The sequence below is a fragment of the Rheinheimera sp. ATLC3 genome, from assembly GCF_059429535.1.
Genome location: NZ_CM182103.1, coordinates 825,066 through 842,412, shown reverse-complemented (window position 1 = coordinate 842,412; position 17,347 = coordinate 825,066). Strand labels below are relative to the sequence as shown.

Below are 17,347 nucleotides of genomic sequence, written 5' to 3'. Positions count from 1 at the left end.
AGCGCAGATAAACCAGGAGTTGTAATGGCATTACTTAATACCGACTGGACAAATGAGCTTGAACAAGTAAACCAGGTGGCGAAGAAGATTATCGGCGATGATATCTCGCCACTTATCGACCAAAAAATTGGCTTTATTAACCAACACGCTGACGAGCTGATGCGCAAATCGGCTTTTCAGGCAGACTTTCTGGCTAAGGAAATGTTTAAGGAACTTGAAGCACAGCGGCAAAAGCTGGTGGCCGATGTCACTAAAATAGGCCTAATTTTTCTGCTGGGGTTTACGCTGTCAGGCGCTTTGCTGATTTGGCTGTTTTTCTTGCTTAAGGCCGGGGGAAATGGTTAAAGCTTTAATGATTAAGCCTTGTTTTGCGCTTAACTACTGGATTTAGCCGATCATATTTAGTTGGGAATCTCTTAAGGAGTAAAGGATTGCTGTCCCTTGACTTAACACTATTAAAAACACAAAACCTGCATAGCCTTATCCAATCCGATTGGTATGCCCAAGAGTTAGCCAGATGGCAGCTTGAAGCACAACAGTTCGACATTGATTCATATAAAGCACTGAATCAACTTACTTGGCCAAAAGCAGTAAGAAAAATTGAGGCGTTACTTGAAGAGCAAGCTTACATCGAAGCGGCTATCTGTTTGCAAGCATGCTGTAACAGCGGAACAACGCCAGTGATTTCAGCCATTCAGTTCGACGACGTAAACTTGCTGATGGCGTGTTTGGCACTTGGAAACAAGGTAAACGAAAGAGCCTGGAGTGAAGACCGCTTCCCGCTTACTGAGGCGATGATTGTTAATAACGTTGAAATTTTTAACTTGCTACTGCTTGTCCCTAACATCAACGTGAATGTTGAAGCTGAAGTGAAAGGCGAGTTTGATGACATTTCTCAGTTTTTGGGGAAGGGCGAACAATTTGAGTACTTTCGGCCGTTGGAAACGCTGCTAAGTGCCGCATATGCGCCAATTCTTACTACATTAAATATTGATACTGAAAAACGTTATGGCCCACAGCGAGTGCCTTTAATGGTGCATGCGTACAGCAATAACAACATCAGGCTAATGAATTGGCTAGTGTTTTGCGGTGCTGAAATAAATCCGTATTTAGACGGCTATTCTGGCGCAGGCCCCAATCTGATAAACCTCGCTTTATACGATTATCTTACTTACAAAGATGAACGACATACTCAGTTGCTTAAGTGGTTTGCGCGCTTTGCCACATTGCTGACAGGGCGGTCTGAACTTAGTTTAAGTTTCATGCAGGATTTAATCGATAGCGCGGAACATGATTCGCCAGAGCTAATAGGTTGGTTTGATTTACGTTCAGTAACCAACTCTAAACAGGAGATGGATGAGGAATTAATCGCACTTACGGAGAAGAATGCAGAGTTACAATGTGCTTTAAATCAAGAAAAGCAAAAACTTGCTGCTTTGACAAGAGTGGCCAACCAGGTTCAAAAGGACGGTAGTGAACCATTTCTTCGGGTATCACTGCTGGAAGAGTTAAAGCGGGTGCATCGCGTTGAAGCCAATGAGTTACTGAACGACCTCTTTGTTGAAGTTAATGAAACTCAGATTGCAATGGGTTTGGCATATGACGATGACCTTATTTACCTTGAGTTGCAATCACCGGATAAGCATTACATAGAAGGGCTTTTAAGTGCGGCAGAGCTGTTAACCTATTCTAAATTCCAGTTGATGTTGTATTTCCTCAGCCTGCCGGAACGGTTTTGGTTTAAATTAAGCCTGTTGGCCGAGATGCACGATGTTTACCTGTTTAAGTCTATCGATGGCAATTATCTCACTACGCAAAAACTCACTGAGGTTGTGTTAGTGCGGATCTTAAGTGGTGATTTTGAATGCTTAAACCTCGACCAATGGCGGGTACTTCACAAGTATTTGAGTACTTTAGCTACTGAAATCGGGCTTATACAGGGGGATTTTAAACTTGCAGAAATGAGTGAAGAAGTTTGTCGCAAAGCGCTTCTGCATGCAGATAGCGATCCTGATTACTTTTCTGATCTTGAAATCAAAACAATGAAAAATGCAGAAACCAAGGTATTCGACAACCTGCAACCCCTATTTGAGACGACGTGGTCTGCAGCAGATCAATATAGTAGGGATACTATGTTTCTTTATCGTGGCCAATAAAACCGTAACCAGGATGCTGTTATGTCTAAATCTAAAGTAACCCAGCTTGATAACTTAGCCCGCATTCGTCTGTCAAAGCACTTTTTCTTACGCGATTTCTTGTACTCAGAAACCGCCGCTGTACATGGCATTAATAATATCCCGGATGATATTGAACTGGCGGTGGCGGCGGGTAGTAAGTTGTGTGAACAGGTGCTGGAGCCGATACAGGCAGCATGGGGGCGCATTCATATACGCTCTGCTTTTCGTAGCTGTGAGGTTAACCAACTTGGTAACGAACTTGGGGCAAACTGCGCATCAAATGAAAGAAACTATGCTGGCCATATTTGGGACAGGCGCGACGAGCATGGTTTTATGGGGGCAACTGCTTGCATCGTTATTCCGGCTTATTTGGATTACTTTGAGCAAACCGGCGATTGGGTTTCGTTAGCATGGTGGATACATGCCCATATACCGGCTTATAGCAGTTTAACGTTCTTCCCCAACTTATGTGCTTTTAACATTTCTTGGTATGAAGATGCACAAAGCGCTAAAAACATTCGCTCTTACATAGCAGACCCAAATACAGGCCACAAAAAACGTATTCTGACTGCGGGGGTTGCAGGTGATTATTACCAAAACATCCCTCTGGAACAACGTTTTGCGGCCTGTGGAAAATTACTTCTTGAGATAAATAGATAGGAAAGTAACTACGAGGCAAGGTTTAGTAAATTTTAGATAAGCAGTACATTAAACCAATATCGCAAGCTGTAGTTAAATCAACTGTGTAAATAGCAATGGCACAGCAGATAACAACCAGTAAAACATCGTCAGCGCGATATTGATAAGAGTAACTGGCAAGAAAGTTATAAATTTTTTTCATATGAACTCCGTTTAGTCAGCATTTGACGAGGCAAGAGTATCATTGGCTTATGTTCAGCAGTGGAGCTTAAGGGGGATGATTTTGCTTCCTTAACGATATACTGTTGAACTGGACACATGGTAAGGACACACAGCAGTAATGAACATAGAATGCCCGCATTGCGACACTGGCAACACCATCGAATTTGCCGAAAATATCCACTGCCATAAATGCCAAAAAAGCTTTGCTGGCTTTTCTTTCAAAAAATACAAAACATCGATTCTGGGTACTGGTGCAGTTCTGCTGCTTGGAGCTTATGGTGGTCAAAAGGTGGATGGTCATTTTTTTGAACCCAAGCGTTACTCAACTGCGGCGATTTATGAGATTGTTGATTTCTGTGTTAATCCGGATAGTCCGCATTTGGTCGATATGACCAAGCCACGTCTGGCCAAAGCGTGTGTATGTGCTTTGGACAAGGCGATGGAAAAGATTCCGGAAGCCGAAATGGCCGGTCGTGCAAAAGAGTTTAAGGTTTTATTTACGCAAAACCTCAAAAGGTGTGACAACTAGGCCGGATTACCCGGCCTGGATTAGTAGATATTAGCGTTTAGCCGGTGCGGGTGGATTATTGCCACGGCCTTTACCAGAAGGTTTGCCGGTAGTACTTGGGCCATTTGGTGGTGCAGGGCGTGATGCCGCACTTTTGGCTGCAACACTGGTAGCTTTGGCAGCAAATGAACCTTTAGGAACTACACCACCGTTTGCTTTAGCGGTGGCGGACTGAATGCGAGCTGCGGCTGCTTTTGTCATAGATGTAGACATTTGAATCTCCTTTGCGTATCAACGCATTGATAACGTTTATTTAAGTGCCCGCAGCAGCATTGCTGCGAACAGGAGTGATACTAAATTGCCGACAGGGACAAAGCGGGACATTGTGCAGATTAAGCAACTGCAAGATGAAATTAATACCATGCAGAAGCTGTTGGGCTGGACTAAAGCTCGCTTGGCCGAGGTGATTTACTGCGAGTTGAACGACGAAGATGATGATGAAGATGCCAGCATTCAAAAATTCACAGCCAGCCTAAAGAAGAAGCTAACACGCGATAGCACGCCTCCAGAGCTCTTAAAGCGTTATATCCGCATTATCAGTAATCACGACGACTACCGCAAAGCTGGCAGGGTTGTAGCAAACCCAACCCGTTTAGGCGCTGTTGATATCAGCATTCTGCGCGGTGTTGGAGAGGCGTCTAAGCAATTTCTGCACGACATGGAGCACAGCACCGAGGACGCTTAACGTAAAAACGGCGGGATTCCCCGCCGTTAGGTTAACGCTTCGTCATAATGCCTCAGTAATACGTGGCAACTTCCATATAGATATCCGGTGGTCAGCCGAATATGGTCTCAAAATCATCCGCGTGCTGTATACAGAACTCAGCAATCTCTGCTGAGCAAGCAGACAGCACCCGATACATCTCATTGCCTTGAGGGTATTGTTTGGCTTCTAGCTTATCGCGCAGCGATTTGCTGATGCTGATACTCAAGTTACGCCCGGCTTTGTCGCGGTGCAGATAGATATAGCCATCAAGCACCTGAGGTGATAGTGGCACCACGTGCTCACGTTTTTGCCTCATTCGGGAGGCCTGAATTTTCCATTCTTGTTTGGCGAAATCAGTTTCATCTCGGCATGGACCTGCTGCTTCGGATGGCCGCACCATGGTGTGAAGCTGAAACTCAATTAAATAAAGTGTTTGAAGCCTGATTTGAGCTCGACTTATACGTTGCATCAGTTCAGGAAGTCGCTGAGGTTTTAAAGTCGGCATAGGTGCGTTCGTCGGTGTGATAAAAGCAGCTTTGATGCCTGAAAGTGGGTTGGCTGCTATTGCACCTGTGTTCACACACCATTGTATTACTTCGTTAATGTGTTGACATAATACCCATTGATAATGTTTCCAATTTACCTATAGTCTCGAGCGGCTTGAAATGCATTGTAACGAGTGGGACTGTTAGTTCGTGAACCGGGTAGCGCCCAAGCTTTGGAAAGACATGCATTTCGAAGGTGCGGGTGATATTAAAGGCATGGCGCGGCGTAATTTTGCTGAATTTAACTGTAAACCATTGCCGGGCTAATTTTTCTACCGTGTTATTAAGCGTTATCTGCTTCGCTGTTTTTTCTCTTCTAACCATTTCTGTGGATCGATGTCTCTTGCTAACTGTTCGTGGGAACCAAGGGTAGTTTTTCGTGCTGCCGCTAAAGTTAGGGCAGGATAATTACCCAGTTTAAGGTTATTGGTTTTTAACGTTACCGGTCGGCGGTAGCGAAACAGCCAGATCTTACTGCCTGAAGGCGAGACTTTTATCTGCAGACCATCTTTGTCATACAGGAGAAATAACTTTTCTTTTGACTTAGCAATACGGTCTTGAGCTTCGGTCAGCGGCTTTGTTTTCTTGGTCATGGGCACTCTCTGTGTACTACAGAAAATGCACTGACGGTGCTGTAGTACAACCTGTGGTACATACCGCACCGGATTTTACCGGACGATTTTGCACTAAGTTGTATTATGTAATCTGTAAGTGTTTGATTTTTAATAAACTTTGTTGAGCTTTGTTGGTCTTTGCTACACTTCGGGGGTAGTGAGCATGGCTGCCCCAGCAGGAATCGAACATCCAGATATACCAAGGGTTAGCGCCATATTTTAAAAAGCTGTGGTGCAACCTGTGGTGCAAAAAATTTTGCTCGGGTTTACTAACACTTTGCGCGGGTATCGCGCAACTGTCGAACTATAGTCAAATTAATGGCAGTGGACAAGTGGCAGTTGTATCACTCTTCAGTGATGAAGTTTCAGTACAAATTTTATCCGCAGGGTTAATTGACTAGCTTCAATTGTAGCGACTTTCTAATTGCTCTTTAAGCCTTGCTGTGCCTCGGCGTAGCCATGATTTTATCGTATTCAGGTTGGTGCCTAATGCTTCTGATAGCTCTTCTCTGGTATAGCCATAGAAATATGCCAATTGAATGCTGTTTTTAAAGTTATCGTTCATAGCGTTTAAATGTTTTTCAATGTCTTCGCCAAACATTAACTGCATGCATTGTTCTTCGGGTTTATCGGCGCAGGGGGTATTGAGTAATATTTCCTGCTCTTCTTCGAAAAGCGGCCGATTACGGTGATTCTTTTCACGGCGGATTTTATCGATTGAACGGTACCTGACAATACTGGCCATCCAGGTCATGGCTTGTGCTTGCTGCGGATAATATTCGTCTGCACTATCCCAAATTTGTAAATAGGCATCTTGCAGTACTTCTTTGCTGTATTCCTGGCAACCAACAATACGGTAAGCAACCGTATTTAAGTAGGTTGAAGTATTGCGATAGAGCTGCTGCAAGGCTTTTTGATCACGTTTTGCACATAGTGCAATTAAACGTACTAATTCATTATTATCCATGATACCGACTCAGTAGTGCTCACAAAAGCGCCGTCAAAAACGTCACTTGCTAGCTGCCAATGGGACTAGTCTACTGAGTCAGGGGGAAAGGAAAACCCGACAGATGGGGGGGCGAAAGCGGGAAATCAATGTGTTAGAATTGCGTTGATTTGCGTTGATTTGCGTTGATTTGCGTGTTTGTGCTGTGTCGCATTAATTAAAATGGATGGCAATTAAGTCTGTAGCAAGGCTGTTTGCCCGGTAAAAATGACTTACTAACAATAACCACAAACATGAAATATGCATCAGCACTCTTTCTTGCTTTAATCTGGCTTAACGTCATTACCTGCCTGGTTTCACCTATGGCTTATGCATCACCATTGCAGGAAAAGCCTGTGCTGGAACTGAATGAGCAAAATCAGGCCTTTCGTTTAAACGCGCAAAAACAAGCGGCAGCCTATTTTGAAGTGCCTGCAAATACCGGGCTGGGAGATATAACCTCGGTCATACAGCAGATTACGGCGGATTCAACGGTTACTATCCCCAACTTCGAGCAACACAGCCACTATGGCTTGTTCATCGCTTTAGACAACTATACCCATACGTCACAATGGATATTGCATGTTAATCGGTTTTTGATAGACCAGATTGAGGTTTATGTTATCACCGAAGACGGCAACTCATACTTTGCCGCTAATTTTAAAGATGGCAGTGACAACGACGCCATCAGGAGTGTGTTCGGTCACGGTATTCCGATTTCGTTACCGCTTGAATCTACAGCCAGGGTGCTGGTGATACTGTCGGCAGACAGCTTTGTGCCACCTGTGTCGCTCGATTTATATAGCAGTGGAAAATACGCGCGGGTGACGGAAAAAGCCAACGCGTTGTTTCTATTTACAATGGGTATCGTTTTTTCCAGTATTGCGGCGTCTCTGGTGTGCTTTTTCTTGCTGCGTGAAATGACATTTTTCTGGTTTGCCATCTCGTCGTTTTTAATGGCGCTGATTACGTTGTCGCGCAGCTATCTTGGCATTGCTTTCTTTGAGCTTGATAACGGTTTGCCAGACTGGTTCTGGCTGCTGATCTGTGTAACCGAAATCTGCTTATTGAAATTTGTACTGTCATTTTTATCATCTGATAAGGATCCACTTCCACTACGCCGCTTTTACAACCGCAGTTTTATCATTATCAGTAGCTGTATATTTATGAGTTTGCTGCTGTCAGAGCTGTTCCTGAGGCCGGAAACCATGATCATGGTCAGTATTTTCTATGGCCTGTTAGTCACGCTGTTCGCAGTGGTGTTGGGGGTTATATATGCGTTTAAGCTGCGCAAATATTATGTGTTGTTTGTTTTAGGTTGGTTACCGATATTTTTCCGCATCGGCGAAAAGGCATTTGCGCTGAATGTAGACCCCAGTTACAGCAGCGACGCGATAATATACAACCCAGGTTATGACCCGGTTTACCAGGCGATACATTTTTTTGGTCATTTGGTCGCTATCTTATTGCGCTTTGCAGACCATAAGAAACAGCAACTTGAAGCTGAAACCCGAAGCCTCGCCAAAACAATGTTTTTGGCATCAGTGAGTCACGATTTACGCCAGCCTATACATTCCATGCAGTTGCTCACCGGTCATCTGGAAGGGGAAGTTCAAAGCCAGCAGGGCAAGTCCATATTAAGTCAATTGCAGCAGGTGCAAACGACATTTGACGAAACCTTCAATGCCTTAATGGATTGGAGCCAGTTGGAAGCGGGCAAGGTTAGCGTTAACCTGGAAAAAGCCGACATCAGCAAACTGTTGCACGACGTTAAAACAGAATTCACGTCTATGGCAGTGCAAAAAGGTATTGAGCTGAGAATTCAGGCGCCGTCATACGTGGTCACAACCGACCCGTTATTGTTAAGGCGAATAGTACGTAATCTGTTGTCCAATGCGTTGAAGTATAGCCAGAGCGGCGCAGTGCTGATGACTTGCCGTTGCCGTAAACACAGCATAGTGATTGAAGTTTGGGACACGGGGTGTGGTATTCCCGAACATGAACAGCCGATTATTTTCGATCTGTATCAACGCGCCAGACATTACAAACATCAGGAGAGTGGTTCTGGTATTGGGCTGGCTAATGTCAAACAGCTGGTTGATGCACTGGGGTATAAAATATCGCTCAAATCCAGAGTCAATACAGGCTCGGTTTTTCGTATTGAAATACCCGATGTTGAAAACTGCATAGCGCAGAAAAATAGCCAAAGTAAAGAGCGCATACCGCGCTTGACCATTGCTAACCTGATTGAAAACGTCGAGCTGAAAAACAAGGTGAATAGCTATTTACATAAATGGGGCTATACCACGACTAATGCAGCCGATATCAGCCGCGACAGTATGGCTGACTGTATCTACTTTACTGACGAGTCATCTAGCTTGCTTGAATATTTGTCTAATCATATTCAACAGCGCGATGCGCCGGCAGTACCGCAATTTATTGGTTCATTTTCTACTTTGCCGTTTAACAATGCGGCGACGGATAAGCTGAAAGTGCACCGTTTAAATCCTGGTGTTGAACCGGCAGAACTAAGAGCTTTTATACGTTACGTTGAAGCCCAATACCTATCTGTTTAATTTTTCAGGTATAAAGGTATAATCCGAACGAGAGTCTTATCATTTAAATTGGTAGCCAGTGACGTTAAACCAGTGCTTGGTTAAAAAAGGTGTGTTGATTGCAGAAGATCATGATCTTTATGGTGATGGTGTGTCCCTTATTGTGCATGAACTACTGCCTGGCGCTGAAATATTCAGAGCGCGGGACATTCAACAGTCACTGGTTTTACTTAGCCAACAACCCAACATAAATTTGGCGTTGGTTGATCTTAAAATGCCTGATGCCAATGGGCTTGATGGTATTAACACGATAAAAAGCAGTTATCCCACGTTAACAATGGTGGTCATTTCCTCATTGGATTTTGAAACCAATGTACGCAATATTATGAACCTTGGGGTAAACGGCTTTATTTCCAAAGCCTCTGCCAAAGCCAAAATGTTAAGTGCGCTGGATAAAATTCTGCAGGGCGAAATTGTCGTTGAACCGCAGCTGCAACCTAATCAGTGCATTATGTTGTCTACCCGTCAGGAACAAACACTGCATTTTATGGCGCAAGGCAAGACCAACAAAGAAATCGCCCGCGCGCTAAATATTTCTCCACATACCGCAAAAGAATATGTGTCAAAAATTTTAGAATTGTTCGACGCAGATAACCGCACCCAGGCTGTTCAAAACGCCGAAAACAAAGGCTTGCTGCTGTCCAGGCTAACTAAATACTAACTCCACTGCTCTTGTCTTTGCGCTACCGCAACCATCTTGCCGGTTATGTATTGCTATTGAATGATACGTCGTCTAACTGCGTAAAGTTGCAGCTTTATCGAAATACAGCGCACTGCAACCTTTTGCAGTGGGTTTGCGTATGTTCACTGTGTTGAAAAGTGCCGTTAATCCCTAACGCAATGCAGTGTAATGACAAGTGAGGAAACGTGTTTTTGCTACTAAATAAAACCATCAAAGCAGTTCTGTTATGCGGTATCACCGTGACATTGTGTGCATGTGCTACAAACGGCAACAGCGGGCCATCAGCTAAAACACTGCCTACATCGGAAAACGGTGCAAATGAGCAGAATATTGTGCTGGTTGCTGAAGCTGGCTTAACGCCCAGGCAGCGCATGTCAAAATCGATCCAGCAACTCGAACTGGGAAATGCTGATGTCGCAAGCGTGGAGTTAAATGAGTATCTGATCAGTACACCGGATAGCAGCCGTGCCAGGCAATTATTAAAACAGATTAATACGCCCGCTAATGAGTTTTATCCGCCAGAGTTTTTCGTTGTTGAACTGGCGTTTGGGCAAAGCATCAGTACGCTGGCTCAGCACTATTTGGGCAATGCGCTGGAGTTTTATGCGCTGGCAAAATATAACGGTATTGAGAACCCCAGCCGCATTAATACCGGCAGTAAAATCAAAATTCCGCTCACCGCTAATGCCAGGTCTGTACGCGAGAAAGATGCGCAACTGGCGCAAAAAAAGCCGCAAGGCACTGAACCACAACAGGCCGCTGTGGCAACGGACATTGTAGCGTCAAAAGAAGAGCTGCAGACTGCCAGCGTTGAAGATGACAGCAGTGAAGTGCTGGCTGAAAATGTACCGGAGTCGCCAGCGACACTTAAAGCCAAACTGGCAGATGCGAACAGAGCAGGGGACTTTGCGCAATCAGTATCACTGCTTGAGGTACTGACGTCGCAGAATGTTGAATTCGATGCCAGTACGCGGCTATTGGCAAGCGAGGCATTGATAGGCAGAGCCGATATGATTAAAGCTAACCAAGCCTCAACTGCGGCGCAGCTGTACACTCAGGCGGCTGATTTTATGCAGCAAAATGGCGATGACATCAGTGCATTTGATTATTTCAAACTGGCTTACGCTACTGATGATAGTAATGCAGAAGCGCAGCAAAAAATGATGGATTTGCAGCAGCAGATTGTAAGTAAGTACCATCGTGAAGCCTCTATCGCATTTCGTCAGCAACGTATTGAAGAGGCCATTAAAAAATGGGACATCGTATTGCATGTTGATCCGTCAAACACCGATGTATCAGCCTATCGTAGTCAGGCCGTTGAGTTGCAGCAGCGCTTAAAAGCACTTAATCCGTAATCTCAATTGATGTCTGAGCCACCCGGGTTCAGACATCAACCCAGATCTACCAGATGTCATTTTACGATTTAAAACCAAAACGTTAGTTTTGGTTTTTCTTTATTTGCTTAAGATTCTTGCTGATGGTTTGCGCGCGCTGTAATTGCTGGTTAGCGCGCTGGTTAGTGGCATCAATTGATACGGCTTGTTCCAGCAGCTTTATCGATTGAGTAATGTCGCTGGTAAACAGCTTCATTGCCTCGCCATAAAGCCGATCTGATTCCCGTTGGCGTATTTGAGTGATTGTATGTGACAGGCTTTGTTTGTCCGCGTCAGCGGCGAACCTGAGGGCTTTTTCGTAGCATTGCAACGCTTCGTTAATTTGGCTTAAGCTAAGCTTCTGTTTTGCCTGGCCATTCCACGCCGTGTAGCGGTAATGTTTAAGGTTGGGGTGTTGCGGCGCAATATCCTCAATTGCAGCAACAGATTGCAGCAGCTGTTCATAATCCCCTTGCGCGCTTTGTTGCTCGGCTTTGGTAAGTATGTCATCGAGCGGATCCAACACTTTCACTGGTGCGCTAATGGGGTTTTTCGGCATTGGTTTAGCCGGCAGGGCTTTGCGTTCTGCTCTGGCCAGTTCATATCTGCTGTCGGCGCTTTGCAGGTAAGCAATTGCAGGTTGGTAATCCGGTTTTAGTGCCAGTATTTTAAGCTGCAAGTATTGCTGCTGTTTACTGGCGGATGCATGCGTTCCCAGCTGTGCTATTTCCTGCTCAAGGGCGCTTACACGCATTTCAATCTTCTGATTTAAATTGGTTATTTGTTTTGTTATCTGAGCATTGTCGGCATAAAGCAGCGCCAGAATGCGCCACTGCACTAAAGCCTCTGCCCATTGCTGTTGTTGTTCTAACTGCAGGGCATAGCTGTACCTTGGGTCGTTAGCGGGGGCCGACTTAAACGACAGCCTGTCGCTGGTGCTAACACAGGCGCTCAGGGCAAATGTCAGAACAAGAAGCGCAGTATTTCTCACTTTAGATCCACCCGCTCAAAGGTATTCAGGGCGCGGATAAATTTACTCAGGCTGTCGCCACCATAAATCATGGTGCGGTTAATTAAAAATCGGTCTGAGAAGGTTGACGCGCTACCGCGCTCTACGGTGAAACCAAGCTGATAATTGTGTTGTTCAAGCAGAACCATTAACTCCTGACTGGTATTGCCATACGGGTAGGCAAAATAATGAATGTTGTTTTCGCCGGTTATACGCTCAATTTTTTCTGCCGCCGTCAACACTTCCTGCTGTAAGCGAGCCTGATATTGCCTGGTATTGTCAGTTTTGGCGTTAAACGCCAGATTGGCGTGTGTTTTGGAGTGGGATTGCACGTCGATGAGCGGGTCCTGAGTAAACATCTTTATGTTGTCCCAGCTCAGAGCCAGTGGTGCACCAATAAAATCAGGATAAACAAAAATGGTCGACGGAATGTCATACTTGCGCAAAATCGGCACTGCTACGTCAAGGTAACTGCGGTAACCATCATCAACGGTGATCACTACCGCCTTGTCGGGGGCCTCTTGCTGGCCCTGAACAAAGCGATAGAGCTCGGGTAAGGTCAGAATTTGATAGCCATGTTCGCGCAAATAACGCATTTGCTGCTCAAACTCATTCTGCGTTACGACCATTCTGTTATTACTGTGGCTGGCAGTGGTGAACTGGTGGTAACACAATACCGGAATTTGCTGATAGCCTGAGGTATACACCGCACTTGGGTTGACAGCGGATAGCGGAATAGCGACATATCCGGCCTGCGATAAATCCGGGTTATAGCGGGCAATCACCGACGCATAGGCTTCATTGCCGATAAACTTTTTTGCCAGCGACGCATAAGTATCCTTGCTGTCGGTTTCGACGACGACAAACTGCTTGTTGCGTGTTATCACGCTGTGGCGCTCGCCACTGCTGGAACAGCCAACCAGTGTTAATGTGATAAGCAGCAAGGTGCTATAAAACAGATTCATGCGCACGGGAATCATGCTTTTTCGGCTGGTGCTTTTTGGGCTGGGTCTTTGCCAGATTCTACATCTGACGTGTCTGTATCTGTAGGCTCCGTCGCGGGTGCTTGGGTATCCTGCTCCGACTGATTTGCTGTGATTTGGCTGCTTATCATCACAGTGCCATCGTCATTTTCTTCAATGCTGCGCGTGGTGATCTGGCTCAGGGTTAGCACCGTTAACTCTTCAACCGGCGTATCGGATAAGTGGCTGGAAGCACTGCTTTCCAGCATGGTATTGTCTGAAACCGCCGAGTTATCAACTGACCCTGGCTGAGCCGCTGCAATCGAAATACCCGATAGCGCAAGCTCATCCGACACCCGGGTGTAACGGGCTTGTATAGAAGAGGCCATGTTGTTAAATGCCTCAAACAACTTACCCATCTCGTCATTACGTTGCAGTGATATACGCGAGTCAAAATCACCTTTTTCCAGTTTGATCATGGCTCGGCCAACGGTTTTTAACGGCTTGGCAATCTGGCTGGCAAAAATAAACATCACCACCGACACACAGGACACAGTAATAAGGCCAAGTAATACCATGAGCCAACCGGTAACGCTTTTTACCTGATCCAGGCTGGTCTGGGAAATGCCTAAAATGATTTTACCCACTTCGATATTCTGAAATAACACCAGGGTTTCGATATTAAACATGCCCATGCCATCGCTTTCGCTGGAACTGGTGGTATGGGTGTGTTCGCTCTGGTTGACCGGCTCGGCGTTCGCGTTGGCTTGGTAGGGTTGTCCAACTAGCGTGTTGTCGGTCGCCGCGCGAATAATGCCGCTGCGATCAGCGACGATTAAATAGCTGAATGTTTCACGGTTTGAGGCATCATTCACCAGCGTTTCCAGTGTGATCCAATCTTCGCTAAGTAGCGGAACGGCGGTTTCGGTAGCAATAAACTTGGCCAGCGACTCGCCGGAATCTACCGCCTGTTTTGTCATGGCGGAAGATTGCATACTAAACATAATGTTCATACACAGCAGCAGTACTGCGGTCACAATCGCCGACGCAATGAAGGTCCATTTATAACGCAGCGGCATGTATTTATGTTTAGTTTGCTCTTCCTGCTGCTCTTTAAGTGCGTGTAGTTCATGTTTTATTGCCTGAACAAGTTCAGCACCGGTTTGAAAACGCTTATCCGGCGATTTTTGCAGTAACTTGTTTACGATTTGGCGCACGCCGGCGGGAATATCAGCGTTGATCTTTTTCAGCGGTTCAGGCTGCTGCTGGGCAATTTGCATCATCAGCGTGCCCATATTGTTGGCATCAAAAGTTTTCCTGCCACTGAGCATTTCATACATGATGGTACCAACGGAAAACAAATCCGAGCGGCCATCAATGTCTTTACCCAGCGCTTGTTCCGGCGACATATATCTTGGCGTGCCCAGTACTGAGCCAATCTGTGTTTTCTGCGCTTCGTCGCTTTCACTTAACCTTGCAATACCAAAGTCGGCCACTTTTACTGACTGGCCGTCTGACAGCAAAATAATATTGTCTGGTTTGATATCGCGGTGAACAATGTTCTCAGCGTGAGCGTAGTCAAGCGCTTTGGCCAGATTAAGCACGATAAGCAAGGTTTCGGTAACGCTGAGCTTGTGACGGACTTTTAGCACTTCACCCAAGTCCTGCCCCTGGATCAGTTCCATCATGATGTAGGGTGAGCCATCGATTTCACCGACATCATGGATGGTGACGATGGATGCATGTGACAGCGCTCCCGCGGCTTTACTTTCACGCAAAAAGCGGGAGGTGTATTCTTTGTCGACACAGTATTCTTTTTTCAGAATTTTACAGGCGACAGAGCGATTAATTTCCGGGTCGTAAGCGCGGTAAACCGTAGCCATTGCCCCTTCGCCGATCACTTCCTGAAGCTCGTACCGGCCGATTTTTTTGTTCAACATGCTGTCAGACATCTGGGTCCCTTTTTAGCGGCATCATTGCCCTCGCACAGCGTGAAAATGTTGTTTCTAACAGGCAATGATGCGGCGGCGTAATCTGGTTTTTAACTCTGAAACCATGTACGCAAACAGCGTTAAAAATGTTGCACATTGACGAAAATAATGCGTAATCTAATTAATAGCGTTGGTAAATGAGTTTGAAGTTAATATGCAAAAATCTCCCTGGGCGTCTGTTGCCAAGACCGATATTGGCCATGTCAGAAAGGTCAATGAAGACGGTTTTTTTGCTGATGCCAGTGCATTAGTCTGGTGTGTTGCCGATGGCATGGGTGGTCATGCGCGTGGTGATTTGGCCAGCCAGTTAATCACCCGGGAACTGGCTAATTTAGTGCAGCGCAGCCATCACGAACTGACGGTAAAAGACATTGTTGCATGCGTTAAAGAGGCTAATCGTAAATTGGTCGCTATCTCCGGCGAAAAAGGCGCGATTGTGGGCAGTACGGTAGTTATTTTGTTGCTTACTAAAACGCAGGCGCATTGCATTTGGGCCGGTGACAGCCGGGTATATCGGTTACGCAATAAACGGCTGCAGCGGTTAACCCGCGATCACAGTCAGGTTGAAGATATGATAGATGCTGGCCTGATTAAACCGGAAGAAGCGGAAAGCCACCCTAAAGCTAATGTGATTACCCGGGCAGTAGGGGCAAAGCTGGAGCTGGAGCTTGAATGCAAAAGCTTTGACCTGTTGCCAAGCGACCGCTTTTTACTGTGCAGTGATGGGTTAAATAAAGCGTTAAATGACCCTGAGCTGGAATACCTGATGTTACACACTGCGCCAGAAGGTATTGCCAGCGAGCTTATCAGCAAAGCTTTAAGCCGTGGTGCCAGGGACAATGTTACTGTTATTGCCGTGCATAATCCCGGCACTGTCGGGCATGAGATGTACCAAACACTGCCGCTGGACTCGACCCTGCCATTAAATTTTCAAGGTTAATTAAGTGCGATGCCACTTAGTTGCTTTATTGCTGCAACGGCAAAAAAGCAGCTAAGTTAACCTGTTCTTTGTGCAACTATTTGTTCCCGCTTTCCGTAAATAATAGCAGTTGTCTTTGCCAACCATGTAAAGCCAGGCAGTGCGATACTGTGCTGGTTTCGCATGGCGGGGTGCTTATTACGCAGAGGAAAATCTTAATGGACGTGAATAAAAAAGTAGTTAATGGCATCCCTTCGGCTTATTACTTTAAGTACAAGCTTGGCCGAACCGGTGTTTATGGAACACTTAAACGAAGTGATCCTTCTATCGATGACATTTATAACGCATTAAAAAGGGCAGAGTTATATCGGTTTTTTCTTTCGAAGGATGCAATTGCCCGTCTGCGGGATGTAAGGAAGAAATGTAATGCTTTGCTTAATGTTATACATCCTTTTAAAGACCCTTACTCTAATCGCGACAGAACAATCATTAAGGAGCTCAAAGCTAACTTAGATCGAAGAATTGATGCTGTCGCTACGCACTTTTTGGGGGTGCACAAAGAACAGGTGCTGGAAAATTATGAGAATCGTTTAGAGTTTGAGGCTTTTTACGATAAAGCAAACCTGAATGGTAAAGCGGTAGGGCGAACATTAGATAATGAATATCGCTATGAAAGAGCCAACTCACGGCATTTAGGCAAGGATACAGTGAAAAACTGGCTCGATTCCGGCTCTCAACTGACGTTAAATACCTGGATGGATACCGTACGCCAATGGGCGGGAGAGGATGGAGACAGCACGCTTGCTGGTTTGGCTCAGGAAGGCGTGCAATACCTTGATGAACAGGGCAGGCAAGCTTATAAGCTGCACTTTGCCGGAGGTATGGCCCGGGACTCTAATGGTGATCTGTTTCATAGCGGTAACCTGGTATCTTCGTCCTCAGGTCCGGGGTGGGGTATTTATGTGGTTGATTTTTATGGTAACTTTTATGTTGGCTCACACCGTATCAACCGCTTTCATCATTCCAGTTTTTTTTCCGGCGCAGCTGTTATGGCTGGAGGCGAAATCGCTATTAATAGCGGTAGGGTGGTGGGGGTTACCAACAAAACCGGCCACTATAAAGCGCGGCCCGAAGAGCTAAATGCTGCGTTGACTCGTCTTATGCAGCAGCATGCTGTCGACTTAAGAAATGTGGCAGTAAGTGATCCTTTCAATGCGCCTAACAAGTGGTTTAACGCCATGGATGCGATTCAGGCGAACGGAATACTACGCAATTTACCGGCTGCTCAGGAAATCGCAAAGCCGGCAAGGGTTCCCGTTTAACGGAATAACGACCGGTAA

Annotated in this window: 19 protein-coding genes; 10 read left to right on the top strand and 9 right to left on the bottom strand. The window is 45.7% G+C overall.

Annotation, left to right across the window (positions count from 1 at the left end; translation table 11 throughout):
* Positions 1-24: 24 nt before the first annotated feature.
* The 3 genes from AC5SV9_RS03995 (at position 25) to AC5SV9_RS03985 (ending at position 2,837) form a co-directional block, all read left to right on the top strand.
* Positions 25-345: a hypothetical protein gene (locus AC5SV9_RS03995; RefSeq protein WP_475153067.1), complete on the top strand. Its 321-nt coding sequence runs from the start codon at positions 25-27 to the stop codon at positions 343-345.
* Positions 346-431: 86 nt separating this feature from the next.
* On the top strand, positions 432-2,156 hold the full coding sequence (locus tag AC5SV9_RS03990) for a hypothetical protein (protein ID WP_475153069.1): 1,725 nt from the start codon (positions 432-434) through the stop codon (positions 2,154-2,156).
* Positions 2,157-2,177: 21 nt separating this feature from the next.
* Complete coding sequence (locus AC5SV9_RS03985) at positions 2,178-2,837, top strand: hypothetical protein (protein ID WP_475153071.1); 660 nt, start codon at positions 2,178-2,180, stop codon at positions 2,835-2,837.
* A 22-nt stretch (positions 2,838-2,859) separates the two neighbouring features.
* Here the strand turns inward: AC5SV9_RS03985 and AC5SV9_RS03980 are convergent, their stop codons facing one another.
* Complete coding sequence (locus AC5SV9_RS03980) at positions 2,860-3,018, bottom strand: hypothetical protein (RefSeq protein ID WP_475153072.1); 159 nt, start codon at positions 3,016-3,018, stop codon at positions 2,860-2,862.
* 138 nt (positions 3,019-3,156) lie between these two features.
* On the opposite strand from AC5SV9_RS03980, the gene AC5SV9_RS03975 reads away from it, so the two are divergent.
* Positions 3,157-3,567 (top strand): hypothetical protein, encoded by a 411-nt coding sequence (locus tag AC5SV9_RS03975; protein WP_475153074.1) that lies wholly within the window; start codon positions 3,157-3,159, stop codon positions 3,565-3,567.
* 30 nt (positions 3,568-3,597) lie between these two features.
* On the opposite strand, the gene AC5SV9_RS03970 is transcribed toward AC5SV9_RS03975, so the two are convergent.
* Positions 3,598-3,819 carry a hypothetical protein gene (locus tag AC5SV9_RS03970; protein WP_475153075.1) on the bottom strand — a complete coding sequence of 74 codons (222 nt, stop codon included), beginning with the start codon at positions 3,817-3,819 and terminating at the stop codon, positions 3,598-3,600.
* A 112-nt stretch (positions 3,820-3,931) separates the two neighbouring features.
* Between AC5SV9_RS03970 and AC5SV9_RS03965 the strand changes: the two genes are divergently transcribed.
* Positions 3,932-4,291, top strand: coding sequence for a hypothetical protein (locus tag AC5SV9_RS03965; RefSeq protein WP_475153077.1), 360 nt, complete (start codon positions 3,932-3,934; stop codon positions 4,289-4,291).
* Positions 4,292-4,382: 91 nt separating this feature from the next.
* Here the strand turns inward: AC5SV9_RS03965 and AC5SV9_RS03960 are convergent, their stop codons facing one another.
* The 4 genes from AC5SV9_RS03960 to AC5SV9_RS03945 all read right to left on the bottom strand — a co-directional run bounded on the left by AC5SV9_RS03960 (position 4,383) and on the right by AC5SV9_RS03945 (position 6,438).
* Positions 4,383-4,892 (bottom strand): tyrosine-type recombinase/integrase, encoded by a 510-nt coding sequence (locus AC5SV9_RS03960; RefSeq protein ID WP_475153078.1) that lies wholly within the window; start codon positions 4,890-4,892, stop codon positions 4,383-4,385.
* 19 nt (positions 4,893-4,911) lie between these two features.
* Positions 4,912-5,181 (bottom strand): phage integrase central domain-containing protein, encoded by a 270-nt coding sequence (locus AC5SV9_RS03955; protein WP_475153079.1) that lies wholly within the window; start codon positions 5,179-5,181, stop codon positions 4,912-4,914.
* On the bottom strand, positions 5,148-5,450 hold the full coding sequence (locus tag AC5SV9_RS03950) for an integrase arm-type DNA-binding domain-containing protein (protein WP_475153081.1): 303 nt from the start codon (positions 5,448-5,450) through the stop codon (positions 5,148-5,150). Before AC5SV9_RS03950 ends, AC5SV9_RS03955 begins: the two co-directional genes overlap by 34 nt.
* Positions 5,451-5,874: 424 nt before the next feature.
* Positions 5,875-6,438, bottom strand: a complete 564-nt coding sequence (locus AC5SV9_RS03945) for an RNA polymerase sigma factor (RefSeq protein ID WP_475153082.1) — start codon at positions 6,436-6,438, stop codon at positions 5,875-5,877.
* A gap of 341 nt (positions 6,439-6,779) precedes the next feature.
* On the opposite strand from AC5SV9_RS03945, the gene AC5SV9_RS03940 reads away from it, so the two are divergent.
* The 3 genes from AC5SV9_RS03940 (at position 6,780) to AC5SV9_RS03930 (ending at position 11,108) form a co-directional block, all read left to right on the top strand.
* Positions 6,780-9,032, top strand: coding sequence for a sensor histidine kinase (locus AC5SV9_RS03940; RefSeq protein ID WP_475153083.1), 2,253 nt, complete (start codon positions 6,780-6,782; stop codon positions 9,030-9,032).
* Positions 9,033-9,123: 91 nt separating this feature from the next.
* Positions 9,124-9,732, top strand: a complete 609-nt coding sequence (locus AC5SV9_RS03935) for a LuxR C-terminal-related transcriptional regulator (RefSeq protein WP_475153085.1) — start codon at positions 9,124-9,126, stop codon at positions 9,730-9,732.
* A 212-nt stretch (positions 9,733-9,944) separates the two neighbouring features.
* Positions 9,945-11,108 carry a hypothetical protein gene (locus AC5SV9_RS03930; RefSeq protein ID WP_475153086.1) on the top strand — a complete coding sequence of 388 codons (1,164 nt, stop codon included), beginning with the start codon at positions 9,945-9,947 and terminating at the stop codon, positions 11,106-11,108.
* An 82-nt stretch (positions 11,109-11,190) separates the two neighbouring features.
* Here AC5SV9_RS03930 and AC5SV9_RS03925 read toward each other — a convergent pair whose 3' ends face one another.
* The 3 genes from AC5SV9_RS03925 to AC5SV9_RS03915 are packed head-to-tail and all read right to left on the bottom strand — an operon-like array spanning position 11,191 to position 15,049.
* Entirely contained in the window at positions 11,191-12,117 is a 927-nt protein-coding gene (locus AC5SV9_RS03925; RefSeq protein ID WP_475153087.1) for a tetratricopeptide repeat protein, read from the bottom strand.
* The gene (locus AC5SV9_RS03920) at positions 12,114-13,100 is read right to left on the bottom strand and encodes a polysaccharide deacetylase family protein (RefSeq protein WP_475153088.1); all 987 of its coding nucleotides are present in this window, start codon (positions 13,098-13,100) and stop codon (positions 12,114-12,116) included. The genes AC5SV9_RS03925 and AC5SV9_RS03920 overlap by 4 nt, the downstream gene beginning before the upstream one ends.
* Positions 13,101-13,111: 11 nt before the next feature.
* Complete coding sequence (locus tag AC5SV9_RS03915) at positions 13,112-15,049, bottom strand: protein kinase domain-containing protein (RefSeq protein WP_475153089.1); 1,938 nt, start codon at positions 15,047-15,049, stop codon at positions 13,112-13,114.
* A 193-nt stretch (positions 15,050-15,242) separates the two neighbouring features.
* On the opposite strand from AC5SV9_RS03915, the gene AC5SV9_RS03910 reads away from it, so the two are divergent.
* Positions 15,243-16,028, top strand: a complete 786-nt coding sequence (locus AC5SV9_RS03910; protein WP_475153090.1) for a PP2C family protein-serine/threonine phosphatase — start codon at positions 15,243-15,245, stop codon at positions 16,026-16,028.
* A 197-nt stretch (positions 16,029-16,225) separates the two neighbouring features.
* Positions 16,226-17,329, top strand: a complete 1,104-nt coding sequence (locus tag AC5SV9_RS03905) for an IQM protein middle domain-containing protein (RefSeq protein WP_475153091.1) — start codon at positions 16,226-16,228, stop codon at positions 17,327-17,329.
* The last annotated feature ends 18 nt before the right edge of the window (positions 17,330-17,347 follow it).